Genomic DNA, 16,283 nt, shown 5'->3' with positions numbered 1-16,283 from the left:
CACCCCCAATGATATTAATCGAGCAAAGTGAATAGCTTGTTAGCAAACCCATTGTCGGAAAGGGCGACCACAACACGAGCTTCCTTGCCAATGGCGTGACCTAACGTTTCTCTATTATTGACAAGCTTTACAGGTACACCATATGTACGACATTTATCTTGCACTTTTTTAGCCGTATTTTCAGAAGCATCTTGTGACAAAATGACAAGCTTAGCCCGTCCGCTTCTTACTTCTTTTATGACCAACTCTTCCCCGGAAATCACTTTTCTTGCTCGATTGGCTAGTCCTAATAACGAAATCCATTGAGCTGTTTTCATATGTACGCCTCTACCCCTCTTCAACAGCTTGTAAAAGCTCATCATATACAGATTCTGGAATGTTCGTGCCTAGATGACTAGCTAAAACGTTTTTCTTTTTCGCTTTTAATATGGCTTGCGTATCTTTTGATACATAAGCCCCTCGTCCGGATTTTTTCCCGGTAAGATCAATTGATACTTCTCCTTCTTTTGAACGAACGATTCGTATCATCTCTTTCTTTGGCTTCATTTCACCTGTTGCCAAACATTTTCGCAACGGTATTTTTTTTCGAGAAGTCATTGTACTCACCTCTTACTCGGATTCATCAAAAAAGAAGTCTTCTTCATCGGATTCGGTACGATCGGATTGAAGTAAAGCTTCCTCTCGCGGATAGATTCCTAACTCACGCGCATCGGTTTCGCTTTTTATGTCGATTTTCCAGGCAGTAAGTTTGGCAGCTAATCTAGCATTTTGACCTCTTTTACCAATAGCAAGTGAAAGCTGGTAATCCGGAACTACAACAGTCGTTGCCTTTTCTTCTTCTTTCACTTGAACATCTAGTACTTTAGAAGGACTTAAAGCATTTGCCACAAAAACAACTGGGTCTTCAGACCATTCAACGATATCAATCTTTTCACCTTTTAGTTCATTGACAATCGCTTGAACTCGTGAACCTTTTGCTCCAACACATGCGCCTACTGGGTCCACTTCATCATTGTCTGCATGAACAGAAATTTTCGATCGGTCTCCCGCTTCACGCGCAACAGACTTTAGCTCCACAGTCCCATCAAAAATCTCTGGTACTTCTATCTCAAACAGTCGCTTAAGCAATCCAGGATGCGTTCGAGATACAAAAATTTGTGGTCCTTTGGTCGTTTTTTCTACCTTGGTTATAAACACCTTAATACGATCATGTGGTTTATATTTTTCATTTGGCATTTGTTCGCTCACAGGTAATAGGGCTTCAATCTTCCCTAAACCAACATAAATATAACGATGATCCAAGCGTTGGACAATACCTGTCATGATATCTTCTTCTCGGTCAATAAACTCGGCATAAACGATGCCCCGTTCTGCTTCACGGACACGCTGAGTCACCACTTGCTTAGCAGTTTGAGCGGCAATTCGACCAAAATCCTTTGGTGTTACTTCTAATTCGACAATATCATCTACTACATAGTTAGGATTCATACTTTTTGCCTCTTCAACTGAAATTTCCAATCGTGGATCAAATACTTCATCAACGACTTCTTTCCGAGCAAACACACGCATCGTACCATTGTCCATGTTTAGATCAACACGTACGTTTTGGGCCTGGTTGAAATTCCGCTTATAAGCTGACACTAATGCTGCTTCAATTGCATCAATAAGTACCTCTCGAGAAACCCCTTTATCCTTCTCTAAAATAGTAAGAGCATCTAAAAATTCTGTGCTCATTTGTTTGTTATCCCCCTTCTATACTTTCCTTAGGAGAAAACAATTGCAAATCTTGCTTTTGCAACTTTCGCCTTAGGGATTTGCACTTGTTTTTTTCTAGTTTTAATTGTAACTTCAATTGTAAGAGCTTCTTCACTGTACTCAAGAAGTTTACCTTCAAACGTTTTTTCTCCATCAATGGGTTCATATGTTTTAATATGAACGTTTTTTCCCACCGCTTTTTCAAAGTCAGCTGGGTTTTTTAACGGTCTTTCTGCACCCGGTGATGACACTTCAAGAAAATAATTGTGTTGAATAGGATCAAGTTCATCTAACTTTTCACTAAGCTTTTCACTAACTAGACCGCATTCTTCAATTTCTACACCTTGTTCTTTATCTATAAATACGCGAAGAAACCAATTGCTTCCTTCTTTTACGTATTCCGTGTCAACCAATTCTAAGTTCATTTCCGTTAAAATTGGTGATACGAGCTCTTCTACGATATCCGTAATTTTACTCATATTTACCTCCTGGTTAAATAATAGAACTGGAACCAAGAATAAAAAAGTCTCCCAGCAAACACGAAAGAGTGGGGGGACCCCACTCTTTCATTTAGAGTTATCTCTAGTATTTCCAATAAAACTATACCATATCCACTATTTTTATGCAAATAAGACCGCACTAGAAGAGGGAAAGCTGATTCTGATCTGGCAAGGATTCTAAGCAACCATGATTATCTAAATACTCAATGATGGTTTTCGATACTCGACCTCGTTGTTGCAAATCTTCTTTTGACAGAAATTCTCCTTCTTGACGGGATTTCACAATGTTAACAGCCGCATTTGTACCTAGTCCTGGTATCGAATTGAATGGAGGAATTAACGTATTGTCTTCAATCAAAAATTGGCTGGCGTCTGATTTATATAAGTCCACCCGTTGAAAACTGAATCCTCTTTCACTCATTTCAAGTGCTAGCTCTAGCACCGTTAATAAGCTCTTTTCTTTTGGTGCTGCGTCTAAGCCTTTTGCTAAAATCTCTTCTACGCGAGCGCGAATTGATTGGGACCCTCTGACCATCGCATCCACATCAAAATCTTCTGCTCTTACTGTGAAATAGGCTGCATAATATAGGAGAGGAAGATGTACTTTAAAGTAGGCAATCCTTACAGCCATTAACACATAGGCTGCAGCATGCGCTTTAGGGAACATGTACTTGATTTTTTTACAAGAATCAATATACCAATTCGGCACATTGTTTTGCTTCATTTCTTCCTCCATCTCTGGTTGTAGGCCTTTCCCTTTCCGAACAGATTCCATGATTTTAAAGGCCAAAGACGGTTCAAGTCCTTGATAAATTAAATACACCATAATATCATCTCGACATCCAATTACTTCACTAAGGTTACATGTTTTATTGTGAATTAGCTCTTGAGCATTTCCAAGCCAGACATCTGTCCCATGAGAGAGACCAGAAATTTGGACAAGCTCTGAAAAGGTGGTGGGCTTTGTGTCTTCTAACATTTGACGAACAAATCTCGTACCAAATTCAGGTATACCAAGGGTTCCTGTTTTACATAAAATTTGATTTTCGGTTACTCCGAGTGATTCTGGTCCACTAAAGATTTTCATTACTTCTGGATCATCTGTCGGTATGGTTTTTGGATCAATTCCCGATAGATCTTGGAGCATCCGTATAACAGTGGGGTCATCATGACCAAGAATATCTAGTTTCAATAAATTATCGTGTATAGAGTGAAAATCAAAATGAGTCGTTTTCCATTCACTGTTTTTGTCATCAGCTGGAAATTGAATAGGTGTAAAATCATAAATATCCATATAATCTGGAACTACAATGATTCCACCAGGATGTTGACCAGATGTTCGTTTCACACCGGTACATCCGCTAACTAGGCGATCAATTTCAGCCCCTCTAGGCTGCAAATTATGATCTGATGTATAACCTCTTACATAACCATAAGCAGTTTTATCAGCTACCGTTCCAATTGTTCCTGCACGATAGACATATTCTTCACCGAATAAAACCTTCGTATAATTATGAGCCCGAGGCTGATACTCACCAGAGAAATATGATGATAGGTAAGCATTTGAAGTAATCTCCAGCTTTTCCCCCACCTCACACCGTACGTGACCCTTTCAGTGTCATACGGCGTTCCATCGTTAACGTTGTCGTAGTTACTCAGCTAAGCATTGGATTTCCTACTTCCGTTCTTAACTGACTTAGTTTTTTATTGCTTTTAAATCAAAAATATCAAGTAATAATTAGCCTGTCCTCAATTGGTGGAATTCCAAGTGATCCCTATCGCCATTGGTTTTAGGTATTATTATCCTTCTTTTCAGAATGTAGTTCGTAGTTTTTAAGTCTTTTTCTTGCTATTGCTACAAGCTTTTTAGTATACATCCTTTGTAAATGTTTATTGGTATATCCATATGTACCTTTTGTTTTGCTCCCTGTTGTATTTTTGATATTTCGATATGCTAGTCTAATGTTCTCCTCCAATATGATAAGATCATATTGGTTTTTATCGAATCTACTATTAGCACTTTCTTCATATAAACTATCCAATTGGCCTTGCATACCAAAGTAATCCTTGTTTCTCAACTTTTTCATCATTAGGTCAGTTAACTAATCACTTTGCTCTCGAAAGCTTTCGTTTCTTTAAGTCTTACTAGAACCTGACTTTTGTAGGTTTGTTTCGACGTTAACGACTAATGCCCTTCCCTCAAGAACGTTTTATCCTCAGACTTATTGATTATTCAGTCTTCATAGGCATTCTTGTAAGCGGTACTACGGCATCACTGCCACTTCCGTAAATCTATGTTATTTCGGTTACTTTTCCATAGAAACACTTTTAACGAAGTGCAACCTTCTGATGTGTCGGAAGCTTCTCACGTTCCACTATTTCTATCTGTACATAATCTACTTAGGTCCCCCCTAAATCCCGTTGAGCTGGACTGTGCCTGTAACACAGTATGGATTTTCATAACCAAACGCTTACTCATCCACACTCAAAATTCCTAATAGGAACCAAACCATTTCTGGTATGTGACATTTACGAGAAGTCAATCGAGGGTTCGTCCCAGTTATTCTACTGATGCTAACCATATAGATTTTATAGACACCAGACCTATCGTCCACAGAAGCTTTATAGCTCCTTTTCCTCAACCTTGCTGTTAGGGTGGCCTTCAGCCTACTTTAGCGGGCTTCAAACAAAAGTTGTTTTTGCAATACTCCTTATGCCTGCCGCAGCTTCAGTGAGTGTGTTTCAGGGCGTTACTCCATCATTCCACACTTGGAAATAGCAGTTCTCCTAGCGTTAATGCTAGTGACTAATCTTTTCAATTAGCAACGTGACGCACTCAAATCAATATCCGGAACCTTATCTCCTTTGAAACCAAGAAACGTTTCAAAAGGGATGTCATGTCCGTCTTTTGTATAGGCAGTCCCACATTTTTCACAATCTTTATTCGGCAAATCAAATCCCGATCCCACTGAACCATCATTAAAGAAATGAGAATATTTGCAACTAGGACAAACGTAATGTGGTGGGAGTGGGTTCACTTCCGTAATTTCGGTCATAGTTGCGACAAACGAGGACCCTACCGACCCGCGCGATCCTACAAGATAGCCATCATTTAGCGATTTTTTCACGAGTTTGTGAGAAATCAAATAGATGACTGCGAAACCGTGGCCAATAATGCTTTTTAATTCTTTCTCAAGACGAGCTTCTACAAGTTCAGGCAACTCTTCTCCATAAATGTCTCTCGCCATTGAGTAACTCATTTCTCTAACCTCTTCATCTGCCCCTTCAATTTTCGGTGTATATAATTCATCTCTTATAGGTTTAATTTCTTGGATTAAGTCAGCCACTTTGTTCGGATTCGTTACAACAATTTCTTTAGCTACTTCTTTCCCTAAAAATGAAAAACAATTGATCATTTCATCAGTGGTTCGAAAATGAACCTGAGGAAGTGAGTGACGATTAAGCGGATTGGCTCCCCCTTGAGAGTTGATAAGAATTTTACGATAAATATGATCATTAGGGTCTAAATAGTGTACATTCCCGGTTGCCACAACTGGAATGTCTAACTTTTCACCCAGACTAACAATATTTTTAATGATATCTTCTAAATTTTGTTCACTTTGAACTAAATCTAGTTCAATCAAGTGTTGATACACTTCTTTTGGGTGAACTTCTAAGTAATCATAAAATCGAGCAGTCTCCTCTACTTCTTCAGGTGACTTTTGCATCATTCCTTCAAAAACTTCACCCTTATCACACGCCGACCCTATAATTAGGCCCTCACGATGCTTTTGTAAAAGTGAGCGAGGAATTCGAGGCACGCGAAAAAAGTAATCAATATGCGAGGTCGAAACAAGTTTGAATAGATTTTTTAATCCTACTTCATTTTGAGCAAGTATCGTACAATGATTGGGTCTTGATCGTTTAAAACTCTCGCCTTTTCCCATGTATTGATTCATCTCATCATGATAGTTGATTCCCATTTCATCCGCATCTTTTAGCATTCTCAACAAAAGATACCCTGTGGCCTCTGCATCATAAATCGCTCGGTGATGTTGGGTTAAGTCAATGTCGAATTTCTTGGCAAGCGTATTTAATCGATGATTTTTCATTTCTGGATAGAGTAATCGACCGAGCTCTAATGTATCAATAACTGGATTTGATGCTTTATCTATGCCTGCTTTTTGGTATCCTACGTTCAGGAAGCCCATATCGAAAGTGGCATTGTGAGCAACGAGAATGTTATCCTCTGTCCAAGCATGAAACTCTTTTAGAACTTGCTGTATTTCTGGAGCATCTCTTACCATATCATCTGTGATTCCGGTTAAATTAATGGTTGTAGCAGACAACGCGTGATGTGGATTAGCAAATCGTTCAAATGTATCAATTACTTCTCCGTCATGAATCTTAACGGCGGCAAGCTCTATAATTGTATTGTATACCGCAGACAAGCCTGTTGTTTCCACGTCAAATACGATATAAGTTCCCTCTGTTAAGCGTTGATGAGACTCATTATAGGCAATTGGAACTCCGTCATCTACGAGGTTCGCTTCTAAACCATATAATATCTTTATGTCATGCTTTTGACCCGCACTATATGCTTCTGGGAAGGATTGAACAACTGCATGATCAGTCACAGCAATCGCTTTATGTCCCCATTTTTTTGCTTGGGCGATCAATGAACTAACAGATGTAACGGCATCCATTTGACTCATAGGTGTATGAAGGTGAAGTTCTACCCGCTTCTCGTTTTGGGGAGCCGTATCTTGTCGAAGAACTGGGGTGATTTGATTTAGGTCATTCGCAATCATCACAAGGTCACGAACAAACGTATCATTTTGAATGCTTCCTCTTGCTCTAACCCACATTCCTTTTTTCAAATTACTCATTACCGCAGCGTCTTCTTTATCACGAGAGAACATTTTCACCATGATCGAACTCGTATAATCGGTCACTTTAAAGGTTAGAAGTGTTCTACCACTTCGTAATTCTTTCGTTTCTGCATCAAATACATACCCTTCAACAGCAATTCTTCGCTCTTCATCGTATATTTCTTCCAATTTGCGGAATTCGGCATCATCCTTAATCGTTAACCCTATCATCACAGGTCCTGAAGGTGCTGCTTGATTGGCATCTTGTTCTTCTCGTTTTTGCATATCCACCAGAGCTTGTTTCCCGCGCTCTTCATCTTCTATCTTTTTTTGCTTAAGAAAATTTTCGTATTCATCGTTCTGCTGCTCTTGAGCAATGGTAGTATCAATTGTCAAAGCAGGGAATCCATATTTTGTAAGAATGGATGTGATCATGTCAGCATACTTCTTTTTTACTTGGGTTGCCTCTAAATCATTGGAAGCTGTGATTAGCAACTTATTTCCATGAAGTTTCGGAATTTGTTTGCTTAATAATGAGAAAATCGGCGGTGAAATTCCTTGAATATCTTGTATACACTCTCTCCAATAATCCGAAAGAAGTTCTTCTTGAAACTTTTCATCTTTTACCTTCAATGAAAACCCAACAGACGTTGCGACATGTTTAAATGTATGTTGAAGCGAATCTGAGAATCGTGTAAATACATCAAACGGAAGAATCTTTTCGATTTGAAAATAAAAATGCATCGTTCTGGCTTTCTTTTCGACAATTAAACGGATAATTTCAGCTTGATTAAAATGCTTCACGATCGCATCTTCAGTAAGTTGCAATTGTTGCAATAACACTTGGAAGCGTTCTTTACCGGTAAGACTTGTGTTCATTCTTCACTCTCCTATCATTCACATTCTAGTTTTCATATTAAAGAAATCAACTCTATAAAGCAATTTCAAGCTAGATCATTGTCCCGAAAAAAAGCCAGACCTTATTAGTATTTTACATATACTAATAAGGTCTGGACCCTTTAATCAAGGTAGTTTTCGCAAAGATCGTTGCTGTATTTACTTTAATAGAGAATCTTTTCGTATACATGTTTGCAATTTAGTCTAATTTTAGATGGATTCTTCCATTGACTATTAAAGTTTATCACCGACAATGTATTCGAAAAAGTCTAAATCAATTTAGATAGAGCGGACATGAGTTCATTAGTGTGAACTTCTAGGGCCTCTCCCGTCTCTCTCACTTTCACTTCAACTATTCCTTCTGAAGCTCTCTTTCCAACCGTTACTCGTAAAGGGATGCCCAATAAATCTGAATCTGCAAATTTAACACCAGGTCGTTCTTGGCGGTCATCCATCAACACATCAAGCCGACTACCCTTCAGTTCAGCATAAAGCTGATTAGCCACAGTCTTTTGATCTTCATTTTTATAATTAATAGGGATCACATGGATTTGGTATGGAGCTAAATTCGCTGGCCATAGTAATCCTTTTTCATCATTAAATTGTTCAGCGACCGCTGCCAAAGTTCTTGAAACTCCTATGCCATAGCATCCCATTAACACCGCTTGAGAGCGACCATTTTCATCCAAAATATTCGCTTTCATTGCTTCACTGTAGCGTGTTCCTAGCTTAAACAAATGGCCAACTTCAATCCCTTTGGCAAACTTAATGATCCCTTCTCCGTCCGGTGAAGGATCACCCTCTTGAATAAAGCGTAGGTCTGCATATTGATCTATATTCAAATCTTGCTCCGGCTGAACATTCGTATAGTGGTAACCCTCTTCGTTAGCTCCACATACACCATTCACAATATTTTGAACAGCTGTATCTGCAATCACTTTTAAATTTGAAACGTTAACTGCACCGATAGAACCGACGGAACAACCCATAACTTTTTTCGTATCTTCTGCACTAGCTAATTCAACTACCGATGCACCAAGAGCGTTTTTCACTTTAATATCATTGATTTCGTGATCGCCTCTTGCTAAAACGAGGACAAATTCCTCATCCACATTAAACAAAAGCGATTTAATACACTTCGTTTCCTTAATATGAAGAAATGTGGAAACTGCTTGGATTGTTTTCACATCCGGAGTATGGATTTTCATCCGTTCTTTAGGCTGTTCATTACTTATTTCATAGGTCATGATGACCGGAGCCATTTCTACATTTGCTGCATAATTAGAGGAATCCGAATAAGCAATCGTGTCCTCTCCTACTTCGGAGAGCACCATAAATTCATGAGTATCTTTTCCACCCATCGCACCAGAATCAGCAATTACTGCTCGGTAATCAAGACCACAGCGCTCAAATATATTGCAATAAGCCTGGAACATGCGCTCATACACAATATCTAAACTCTCTGCTGAACCATGAAAAGAATAAGCGTCCTTCATTAAAAATTCTCTGCCTCTTAATAGTCCAAAGCGCGGACGTTTTTCATCTCTAAACTTGTTTTGAATTTGAAATAACGTTAGCGGAAGTTTTTTATAAGATTTGACTTCGTCCCTAATTATACTTGTAATCACTTCTTCATGTGTAGCTCCAAGTGCGAACTCTCTACCATGACGATCATGTAGCCGCATCAATTCAGGCCCATAAGTTTGCCAACGACCTGACTCTTGCCATAATTCCGCCTGTTGGAGTGCTGGCAAAAGCAGTTCCATGGCACCAGCGTCTTCCATTTCCTCACGGATAATTCCCTCTATTTTACGTAGAACTTTTCTTCCAAGTGGTAAGTAACTATACACACCGCTTGCGTTTTGGCGAATAAATCCAGCTCGTAAAAGAAGCTGGTGACTCGTAATTTCTGCATCCGCTGGTACTTCCCTTAATGTAGGGATTAGCGTCATACTTTGCTTCATATTATGTCCACCTCAATAGTTTGGTAAATTATTTGTAGGTTTTTTTTGCAAGAATGATTGCTTCTAGCGTAAATCTATATATAACGATAAAGATAGGTTTAGTGCCTCTTTCGTATGATTTTCATCAGAAATCATACGAAAGAAATTGTAGTCACTAAATTTCCGATTCAAAAGCAACATAATTTACGAAAAGAACTTTATTGTAAAAAGAAACGTTGAATATCATTCCATGTAACAACGAGCATTAATACCATGAGTAAAGCAAAGCCCACAAAATGAACCATTCCTTCTTTTTGACGATCAACTGGTCGTCCTCTTAATGCTTCGACCACAAAAAACATTAATCTTCCACCATCAAGTGCAGGTATCGGTAGTAAGTTCATGATACCAAGGTTAATGCTTAAGATTGCTCCCCATCTCATGAGGTTAAAAATTCCCGATTGAGCAACAATATCAGTTGAGTGATAGATGCCTACTGGACCAGATAAAGCATCAATTGAAAACTGTCCTGTCACTAGTTGACCTAATAACCGGAAGATTTCAATCGTCCATCCATAAGTTTGAGAGAAACCATTCGTAACGATGCCTATCGGATCCTTGGCTAAAGCAGGATACACTCCAATTTTCCCAACCGTCCCATTTTCATATTCCACACCTTCAGGAATAACAGGAATAGTCTCTGTTCCAGCATTACGTTGGATAACTAAAGATAATTCTTCACCTGGTTTATCTTCAACGATGGCCACAATATCTTTCCAAGAGGAAATTTCTGAACCATCTATGCTAATGACTTCATCACCTTGTTTCAACCCAGCTTCCTTCGCAGCACCATCAGAAGTAAGTTCACCTAGGATAGGTTCATCAACTGGGACCCCTTGTAATAATCCCAGTAATACAAAAATAACAAAAGCAAGGATGAAGTTAAATAATGGGCCCGCAAATATTGCCATCGCTCGTTCTGATAGTTTCTTAGATGCAAACTGACGATCCCAGGGGGCAATAATGGTCTCTACACCATCTTCTACTAAGACCGCTTTTCGAGAAAGAGTATAGGTTTTTCTCTCTTCGGAATCCTCTTCATAGCCGGTCACAAATAATTTATGCTCAATATCCGCATTCTCTACTTCCATCACAATTACATTCGAATAGCGATCTTTATTGTTTAAAATCACTTTTTCTACTTCTTCCTGTTCATTAAGAAGTAGTCCAACCCGGTGTCCTGGTTTAATCTCGATCATTTCGGGATCTTCGCCTGCCATACGAACAAATCCACCTAGTGGTAATAAACGAATGGTATAAACAGTTTCTTCTTTTTTATATGAGAACACTTTTGGTCCAAAACCTATCGCAAATTCCCTTACTAAAATGCCCGCTCTTTTTGCAAAGATGAAATGCCCTAATTCATGAAAGAACACAAGGGCTCCAAAGATGACAATAAAGGCTAATATAGTTTCCAAATAGAATACCACCTTTTCTTATAGAAGTGATTGTACAAAATCTCTCGTACGTTGATCGACATGTTCAATCGTCTGTAAATCCGGAGAGTTAATGTTTTCATGTTGATTTAATGCGCGTTCAATGACATCCTCAATTTGTAAAAACGATATTTTTCTTCCAAGAAAGGCTGCTACAGCCGCTTCATTGGCAGCATTTAAGACCGTAGGATACGTTCCACCTGCATTTCCAACATCATATGCAAATTGTAAGCAGCGAAAGCGGTCAAAATCCATTGTTTCAAAATGAAGCTGATGAAAATCTTCAAGTTTCAATCGCTTCCCAGTTAAGGGTAATCGATCTGGAAAGGTTAGTGCATATTGGATTGGTACACGCATATCAGGGGACCCTAATTGAGCCATCACCGATGTATCGTGAAATTCGACCATTGAATGTATCACACTTTCACGGTGTAATAGCACGTCAATATTCTCATAGGGCAAGTCGAAGAGCCAGTGTGCTTCAATCACTTCGAGTCCCTTGTTCATCATCGAAGCTGAATCAATCGTAATTTTCGCTCCCATTGACCAATTAGGATGTTTGAGTGCATCTTCAACAGTTACATGTTTCAATTCATCTCTTGATTTATCTCGAAAACTACCACCTGAAGCGGTAATTATAAGACGTTCAATGTTTTTTTCCCGCTCTCCTTGAAGACTCTGAAAAATGGCGGAATGCTCACTATCAACCGGGAGTAGGGTAACCTTGTTTTTTCTCGCTTCTTCCATGACAATATGGCCTGCTGTAACCAGCGTTTCTTTATTCGCTATCGCAACGGTTTTTTTCGCTCTAATCGCCTCAATTGTCGGTTTCAAGCCCACGCTTCCGAGGACGGCATTTACGACCATTTCACTTTGACTATGTAGGGCAACCTCAATTAATCCATCCAAGCCAGAAACGAACGTTACATTATCAAATTCACGTTTAAGCATTTCTGCATCTTCTTTACATTGAACGGAAACAAGAAGAGGACGAAATTCTTGAACCATTTCCTGAACACGTCGGATATTTCGCCCAGCTGATGCGGCGACCAATCGAAATTGTTCAGGATGGGCTCTAATAACCTCAAGCGTTTGATAGCCAATTGAACCTGTTGCTCCTAAAAGGCTTATATTTCGTTTATGCAAGGCCTGTTCCCCCTAAGAAATGATATTTAAAAAATGGAGTAGCGGAATGACAAAGAGCAAACTGTCAAATCGGTCTAAAATCCCTCCATGTCCAGGAAGAAGTTGTCCAGAATCTTTCACTTCATAATGACGCTTTAAAGCAGACTCTACTAGATCCCCAATTTGTCCAAAAAAGGAGAGAATGGCTGATAAAATCAGGATTTTTGGAAGCGGAATATCGAACACAACAAGGCCGAAGATTAAACCGACCAAAAGTGCACAAACCATTCCACCAATCGATCCTTCTATGGTTTTATTTGGAGAAATATCTGGCCATAATTTTCTTTTTCCGATACTCCTTCCAATTATATAGGCACCCGAATCAGTAGCCCACACGAGGATTAATGCAAAAAATACATATTCTACTCCTGCCAAACTGGTTTCAATTAAATAATAGAACCCAATCCCAACATACAAAATCGCCATCACAGAAAAGGCTACATCATCAAATGTAAATCGATTTCTTGTAACAACAGTGTAAGTTAAAAACAATAAAATCGCCAGGAGAGCGAGTTCAATTTTTGTATAGCCAAGTTCCTCGATTACTACAGTATATTTCGATGGGATTAAAAAAATCCATAAAAGAGCAATCGAAATAATTCCAGGGATGGATCCTATTCTAAGATTTCTCATTTTTAACGATTCGTACAAACCGATCGTTGCGATTAAATATGTTAACAAAATAAATGGCATTTTACCAATTACCACAAAGGGAATAAAAACACCCATGGCAATGATAGCCGTTATCGTTCTTTGCTTCATTTATGATTCCTCACTTTTAAGTCCGCCAAATTTTCTTGACCGTCCTTGAAAATCTTCAATAGCTTGATATAAGTGTTCTTCTTTGAAATCTGGCCACAGAATATCTGTAAACCAAAACTCAGTGTACGCAAGTTGCCATAACATAAAGTTACTGAGACGAATCTCTCCACTCGTACGAATTAATAAATCAGGATCAGGTAAGGTGCTTGTCATCATGTAATTAGATAAGACATCTTCCGTAAGATCTTCTTCCTTTATTATACCATCTTTCAAATCATTTAAGACATTCTTCATTGCAAGCATAATTTCAGCACGGCTACCATAATTCAAAGCAAAATTCAATTGTAATCCAGTATTTTTCTTTGTTTTTTCGATAGCATTTCTAACAGCTTTTAAGGTATGAGGTGGCAAATTATGATGCTCACCCATCATGGTTACTTTCACATTCTCCTCTATTAACTCAGGTAAAAACGTCCCTAAAAATTCTTCCGGAAGCTTCATTAAATAGTCTACTTCCATTTTCGGACGTTTCCAATTTTCTGTTGAAAAAGCATATAAAGTTAGAGCTCCAACTCCCAATTCATTGGAAAGTGAAGTGATTTTACGAACCACTTTCATTCCTTCATGATGACCGGCGATCCGGGGTAAAGCTCGTTTCTTTGCCCATCTTCCATTTCCGTCCATAATAATGGCGATATGCTGAGGAACCTGAAATTTTTTAATTTCGTTGAAACGATCCTCTGAGCGTTCTATGGATTTCTTTCCATAGTTCCACAGCTTAAATTTATCTAGCATATTAAATCCTCCAAGTAGTACTTCCTAATGTTTGCTGTTCATCTACCTTATCATATCAAAAATCCTTCAAGATATCTTTAAAAGTTCAATTTTCATGTCAGGAAATAGCTGCATCCTTACCAAAAGATCACTTAACGGATTCGATCTGAATTCTGAGAATGAAGGTTCACAACCAGAAATACAAAAGCCTTCTATTTATGAACAGAAGGCTTTTTCTAAATAAAAAGCGCAAGGCTCCCGCTTACCGGCGACCAGCATAAGACAAGGACTGACATGAGGCGCACTTTGCCTCCTGTCAGGGTTTGTCTTATGACCTCGAGCCGGTGGGTGCCTGGAGCTGGACAGATAAAAAGCGCAAGGACCCCGCTTACCGGCGACCAGCATAAGGCAAGGACTGACATGAGGCGCACTTTGCCTCCTGTCAGGGTTTGTCTTATGACCTCGAGCCGGTGGGTGCCTGGAGCTGGACAGATAAACCAATGTTCAACCATTGCAAAATATTTTTTTGCAAGAAACACTTTTCATATCCAATATATTATCAATTCTCAATGATCAGAGGATTCTTTCATGAATTATAGAGTAAATAAATGAAAACCCCCTACAGGTAGAGGGTTTTCATTGTTTGTTATACTTCTAGAATTTCTTTTTCTTTATCTTTAGTTATGCTGTCAATTTGCTCGATATGAGAATTGGTTAAATCTTGCACATCGTCCGAATAGCCGCGTAGATCATCTTCAGTTAACTCACCATTTTTTTGTAGTTTCTTAAGATCATCATTCGCATCACGACGCACGTTACGGACCGCCACTTTTGCTTCCTCTGATTCCTTTTTCACAAGCTTTACTAACTCTTTCCGACGTTCTTCCGTTAATGCAGGAATAGAGATCCGGATAATCGAGCCATCATTTGATGGGTTCAACCCTAAATCAGCTTTCAAAATCGCTTTTTCAATATCTCCCAGAATAGATTTATCATAAGGAGTTACAACAAGTAGTCTCGCTTCAGGTACTGAAATAGAAGCAACTTGATTGATCGGCGTCAGCGCACCATAGTAGTCTACGGATACTCCTTGTAATAAAGCAGCATTAGCACGTCCAGCACGAAAAGTTGATAATTCACGTGTATAAGCTTGAACTGCTTTGGTCATTTTTTCTTTAACGGATGTCATTACTGTTTTCGGCATTACTCTTTCCCCCTAACAATAGTTCCGATGGTATCACCCATGACGGCACGTTTAATATTTCCTTTTTCCATAATCGAGAAGACAATAAGTGGAATATCATTGTCCATACAAAGAGAGGAAGCAGTTGAATCCATCACTTCTAAGCCTTCTTTCAATACATCTAGATATGAAAGCTCATCATATTTGACAGCGTCTTTATCTTTTTTAGGATCTGCAGTATACACACCGTCTACGTTGTTTTTAGCCATTAATATGACTTCAGCTTCAACTTCTGCTGCACGTAATGCAGCCGTTGTATCTGTCGAAAAGTAGGGATTACCTGTACCCGCAGCAAAAATAACGACTCTTTTCTTTTCCAAGTGACGAATAGCTCTTCTACGGATATACGGCTCGGCAACTTGACGCATATCAATCGATGATTGCACTCTTGTTTCGATCCCAATTTGCTCAAGACTATCTTGAAGCGCTAGCGAGTTCATGACAGTCGCTAACATACCCATATAATCTGCATTGGCTCGATCCATGCCCATTTCGCTACCAATTTTACCTCGCCAGATGTTTCCACCACCAACGACAACAGCTACTTCCACGTTTAGTTCTGCAATTTCTTTAACCTGCTCGGCTATGGATTCTATCACAGCAGGATTGATTCCAAATCCATCTTCTCCTGCGAGTGCTTCACCACTTAATTTTAAAACGACCCTTTGAAATTTCGGAATGCTCATAGGAACCTCCAATATGTATTTTCTTCTTATACGACTCTCTTCGTAAACATTATCACGGTTTAGTCTAATATTAGCTAATATCCTTCATTTTGATGTTGATTCCCATCAAAAACAGACGAAATAATGTCCCAAATCAAAGCTAATTCACAGTGCACAGACAGGTTCAAAAAG

11 protein-coding genes and 2 pseudogenes are annotated in these 16,283 nt (G+C 39.0%); all 13 read right to left on the bottom strand.

Features of this window, described 5'->3' with window-relative positions; all coding sequences use genetic code 11:
* Positions 1–14 precede the first annotated feature (14 nt).
* Positions 15–317, bottom strand: a complete 303-nt coding sequence (locus tag U8D43_RS08505; RefSeq protein ID WP_335870756.1) for a YlxQ family RNA-binding protein — start codon at positions 315–317, stop codon at positions 15–17.
* Between the two features lie 10 nt (positions 318–327).
* Entirely contained in the window at positions 328–597 is a 270-nt protein-coding gene (gene rnpM / locus U8D43_RS08500) for an RNase P modulator RnpM (protein WP_335870755.1), read from the bottom strand.
* A gap of 12 nt (positions 598–609) precedes the next feature.
* The gene (gene nusA / locus U8D43_RS08495) at positions 610–1,734 is read right to left on the bottom strand and encodes a transcription termination factor NusA (protein WP_335870754.1); all 1,125 of its coding nucleotides are present in this window, start codon (positions 1,732–1,734) and stop codon (positions 610–612) included.
* A 29-nt stretch (positions 1,735–1,763) separates the two neighbouring features.
* Positions 1,764–2,234: a ribosome maturation factor RimP gene (rimP, locus tag U8D43_RS08490; RefSeq protein ID WP_335870753.1), complete on the bottom strand. Its 471-nt coding sequence runs from the start codon at positions 2,232–2,234 to the stop codon at positions 1,764–1,766.
* Positions 2,235–2,394: 160 nt separating this feature from the next.
* Positions 2,395–3,798, bottom strand: a pseudogene (locus U8D43_RS08485) (PolC-type DNA polymerase III); the annotation flags it as partial.
* A gap of 1,285 nt (positions 3,799–5,083) precedes the next feature.
* A pseudogene (locus tag U8D43_RS08480) lies at positions 5,084–8,005 on the bottom strand (PolC-type DNA polymerase III); the annotation flags it as partial.
* A gap of 287 nt (positions 8,006–8,292) precedes the next feature.
* Entirely contained in the window at positions 8,293–9,987 is a 1,695-nt protein-coding gene (locus tag U8D43_RS08475) for a proline--tRNA ligase (protein WP_335870752.1), read from the bottom strand.
* A 197-nt stretch (positions 9,988–10,184) separates the two neighbouring features.
* Positions 10,185–11,444, bottom strand: coding sequence for an RIP metalloprotease RseP (gene rseP, locus U8D43_RS08470; protein ID WP_335870751.1), 1,260 nt, complete (start codon positions 11,442–11,444; stop codon positions 10,185–10,187).
* A gap of 18 nt (positions 11,445–11,462) precedes the next feature.
* Positions 11,463–12,608 (bottom strand): 1-deoxy-D-xylulose-5-phosphate reductoisomerase, encoded by a 1,146-nt coding sequence (gene dxr / locus U8D43_RS08465; protein ID WP_335870750.1) that lies wholly within the window; start codon positions 12,606–12,608, stop codon positions 11,463–11,465.
* A 12-nt stretch (positions 12,609–12,620) separates the two neighbouring features.
* Positions 12,621–13,409, bottom strand: a complete 789-nt coding sequence (locus U8D43_RS08460; RefSeq protein WP_335870749.1) for a phosphatidate cytidylyltransferase — start codon at positions 13,407–13,409, stop codon at positions 12,621–12,623.
* On the bottom strand, positions 13,410–14,204 hold the full coding sequence (uppS, locus tag U8D43_RS08455) for an undecaprenyl pyrophosphate synthase (protein ID WP_335870748.1): 795 nt from the start codon (positions 14,202–14,204) through the stop codon (positions 13,410–13,412).
* Between the two features lie 625 nt (positions 14,205–14,829).
* Positions 14,830–15,387, bottom strand: coding sequence for a ribosome recycling factor (gene frr / locus U8D43_RS08450; RefSeq protein ID WP_335870747.1), 558 nt, complete (start codon positions 15,385–15,387; stop codon positions 14,830–14,832).
* A complete protein-coding gene (gene pyrH, locus U8D43_RS08445; RefSeq protein WP_335870746.1) occupies positions 15,387–16,112 on the bottom strand; it encodes a UMP kinase in 726 nt (241 codons plus the stop codon). The genes frr and pyrH overlap by 1 nt, the downstream gene beginning before the upstream one ends.
* Positions 16,113–16,283 lie beyond the last annotated feature (171 nt).

The sequence above is a fragment of the Bacillus sp. 2205SS5-2 genome, from assembly GCF_037024155.1.
Lineage (GTDB): Bacteria > Bacillota > Bacilli > Bacillales > Bacillaceae_K > Bacillus_CI.
Note: the sequence above shows the minus strand (reverse complement) of the source record. Positions and strands in the feature narration are given on the sequence as shown.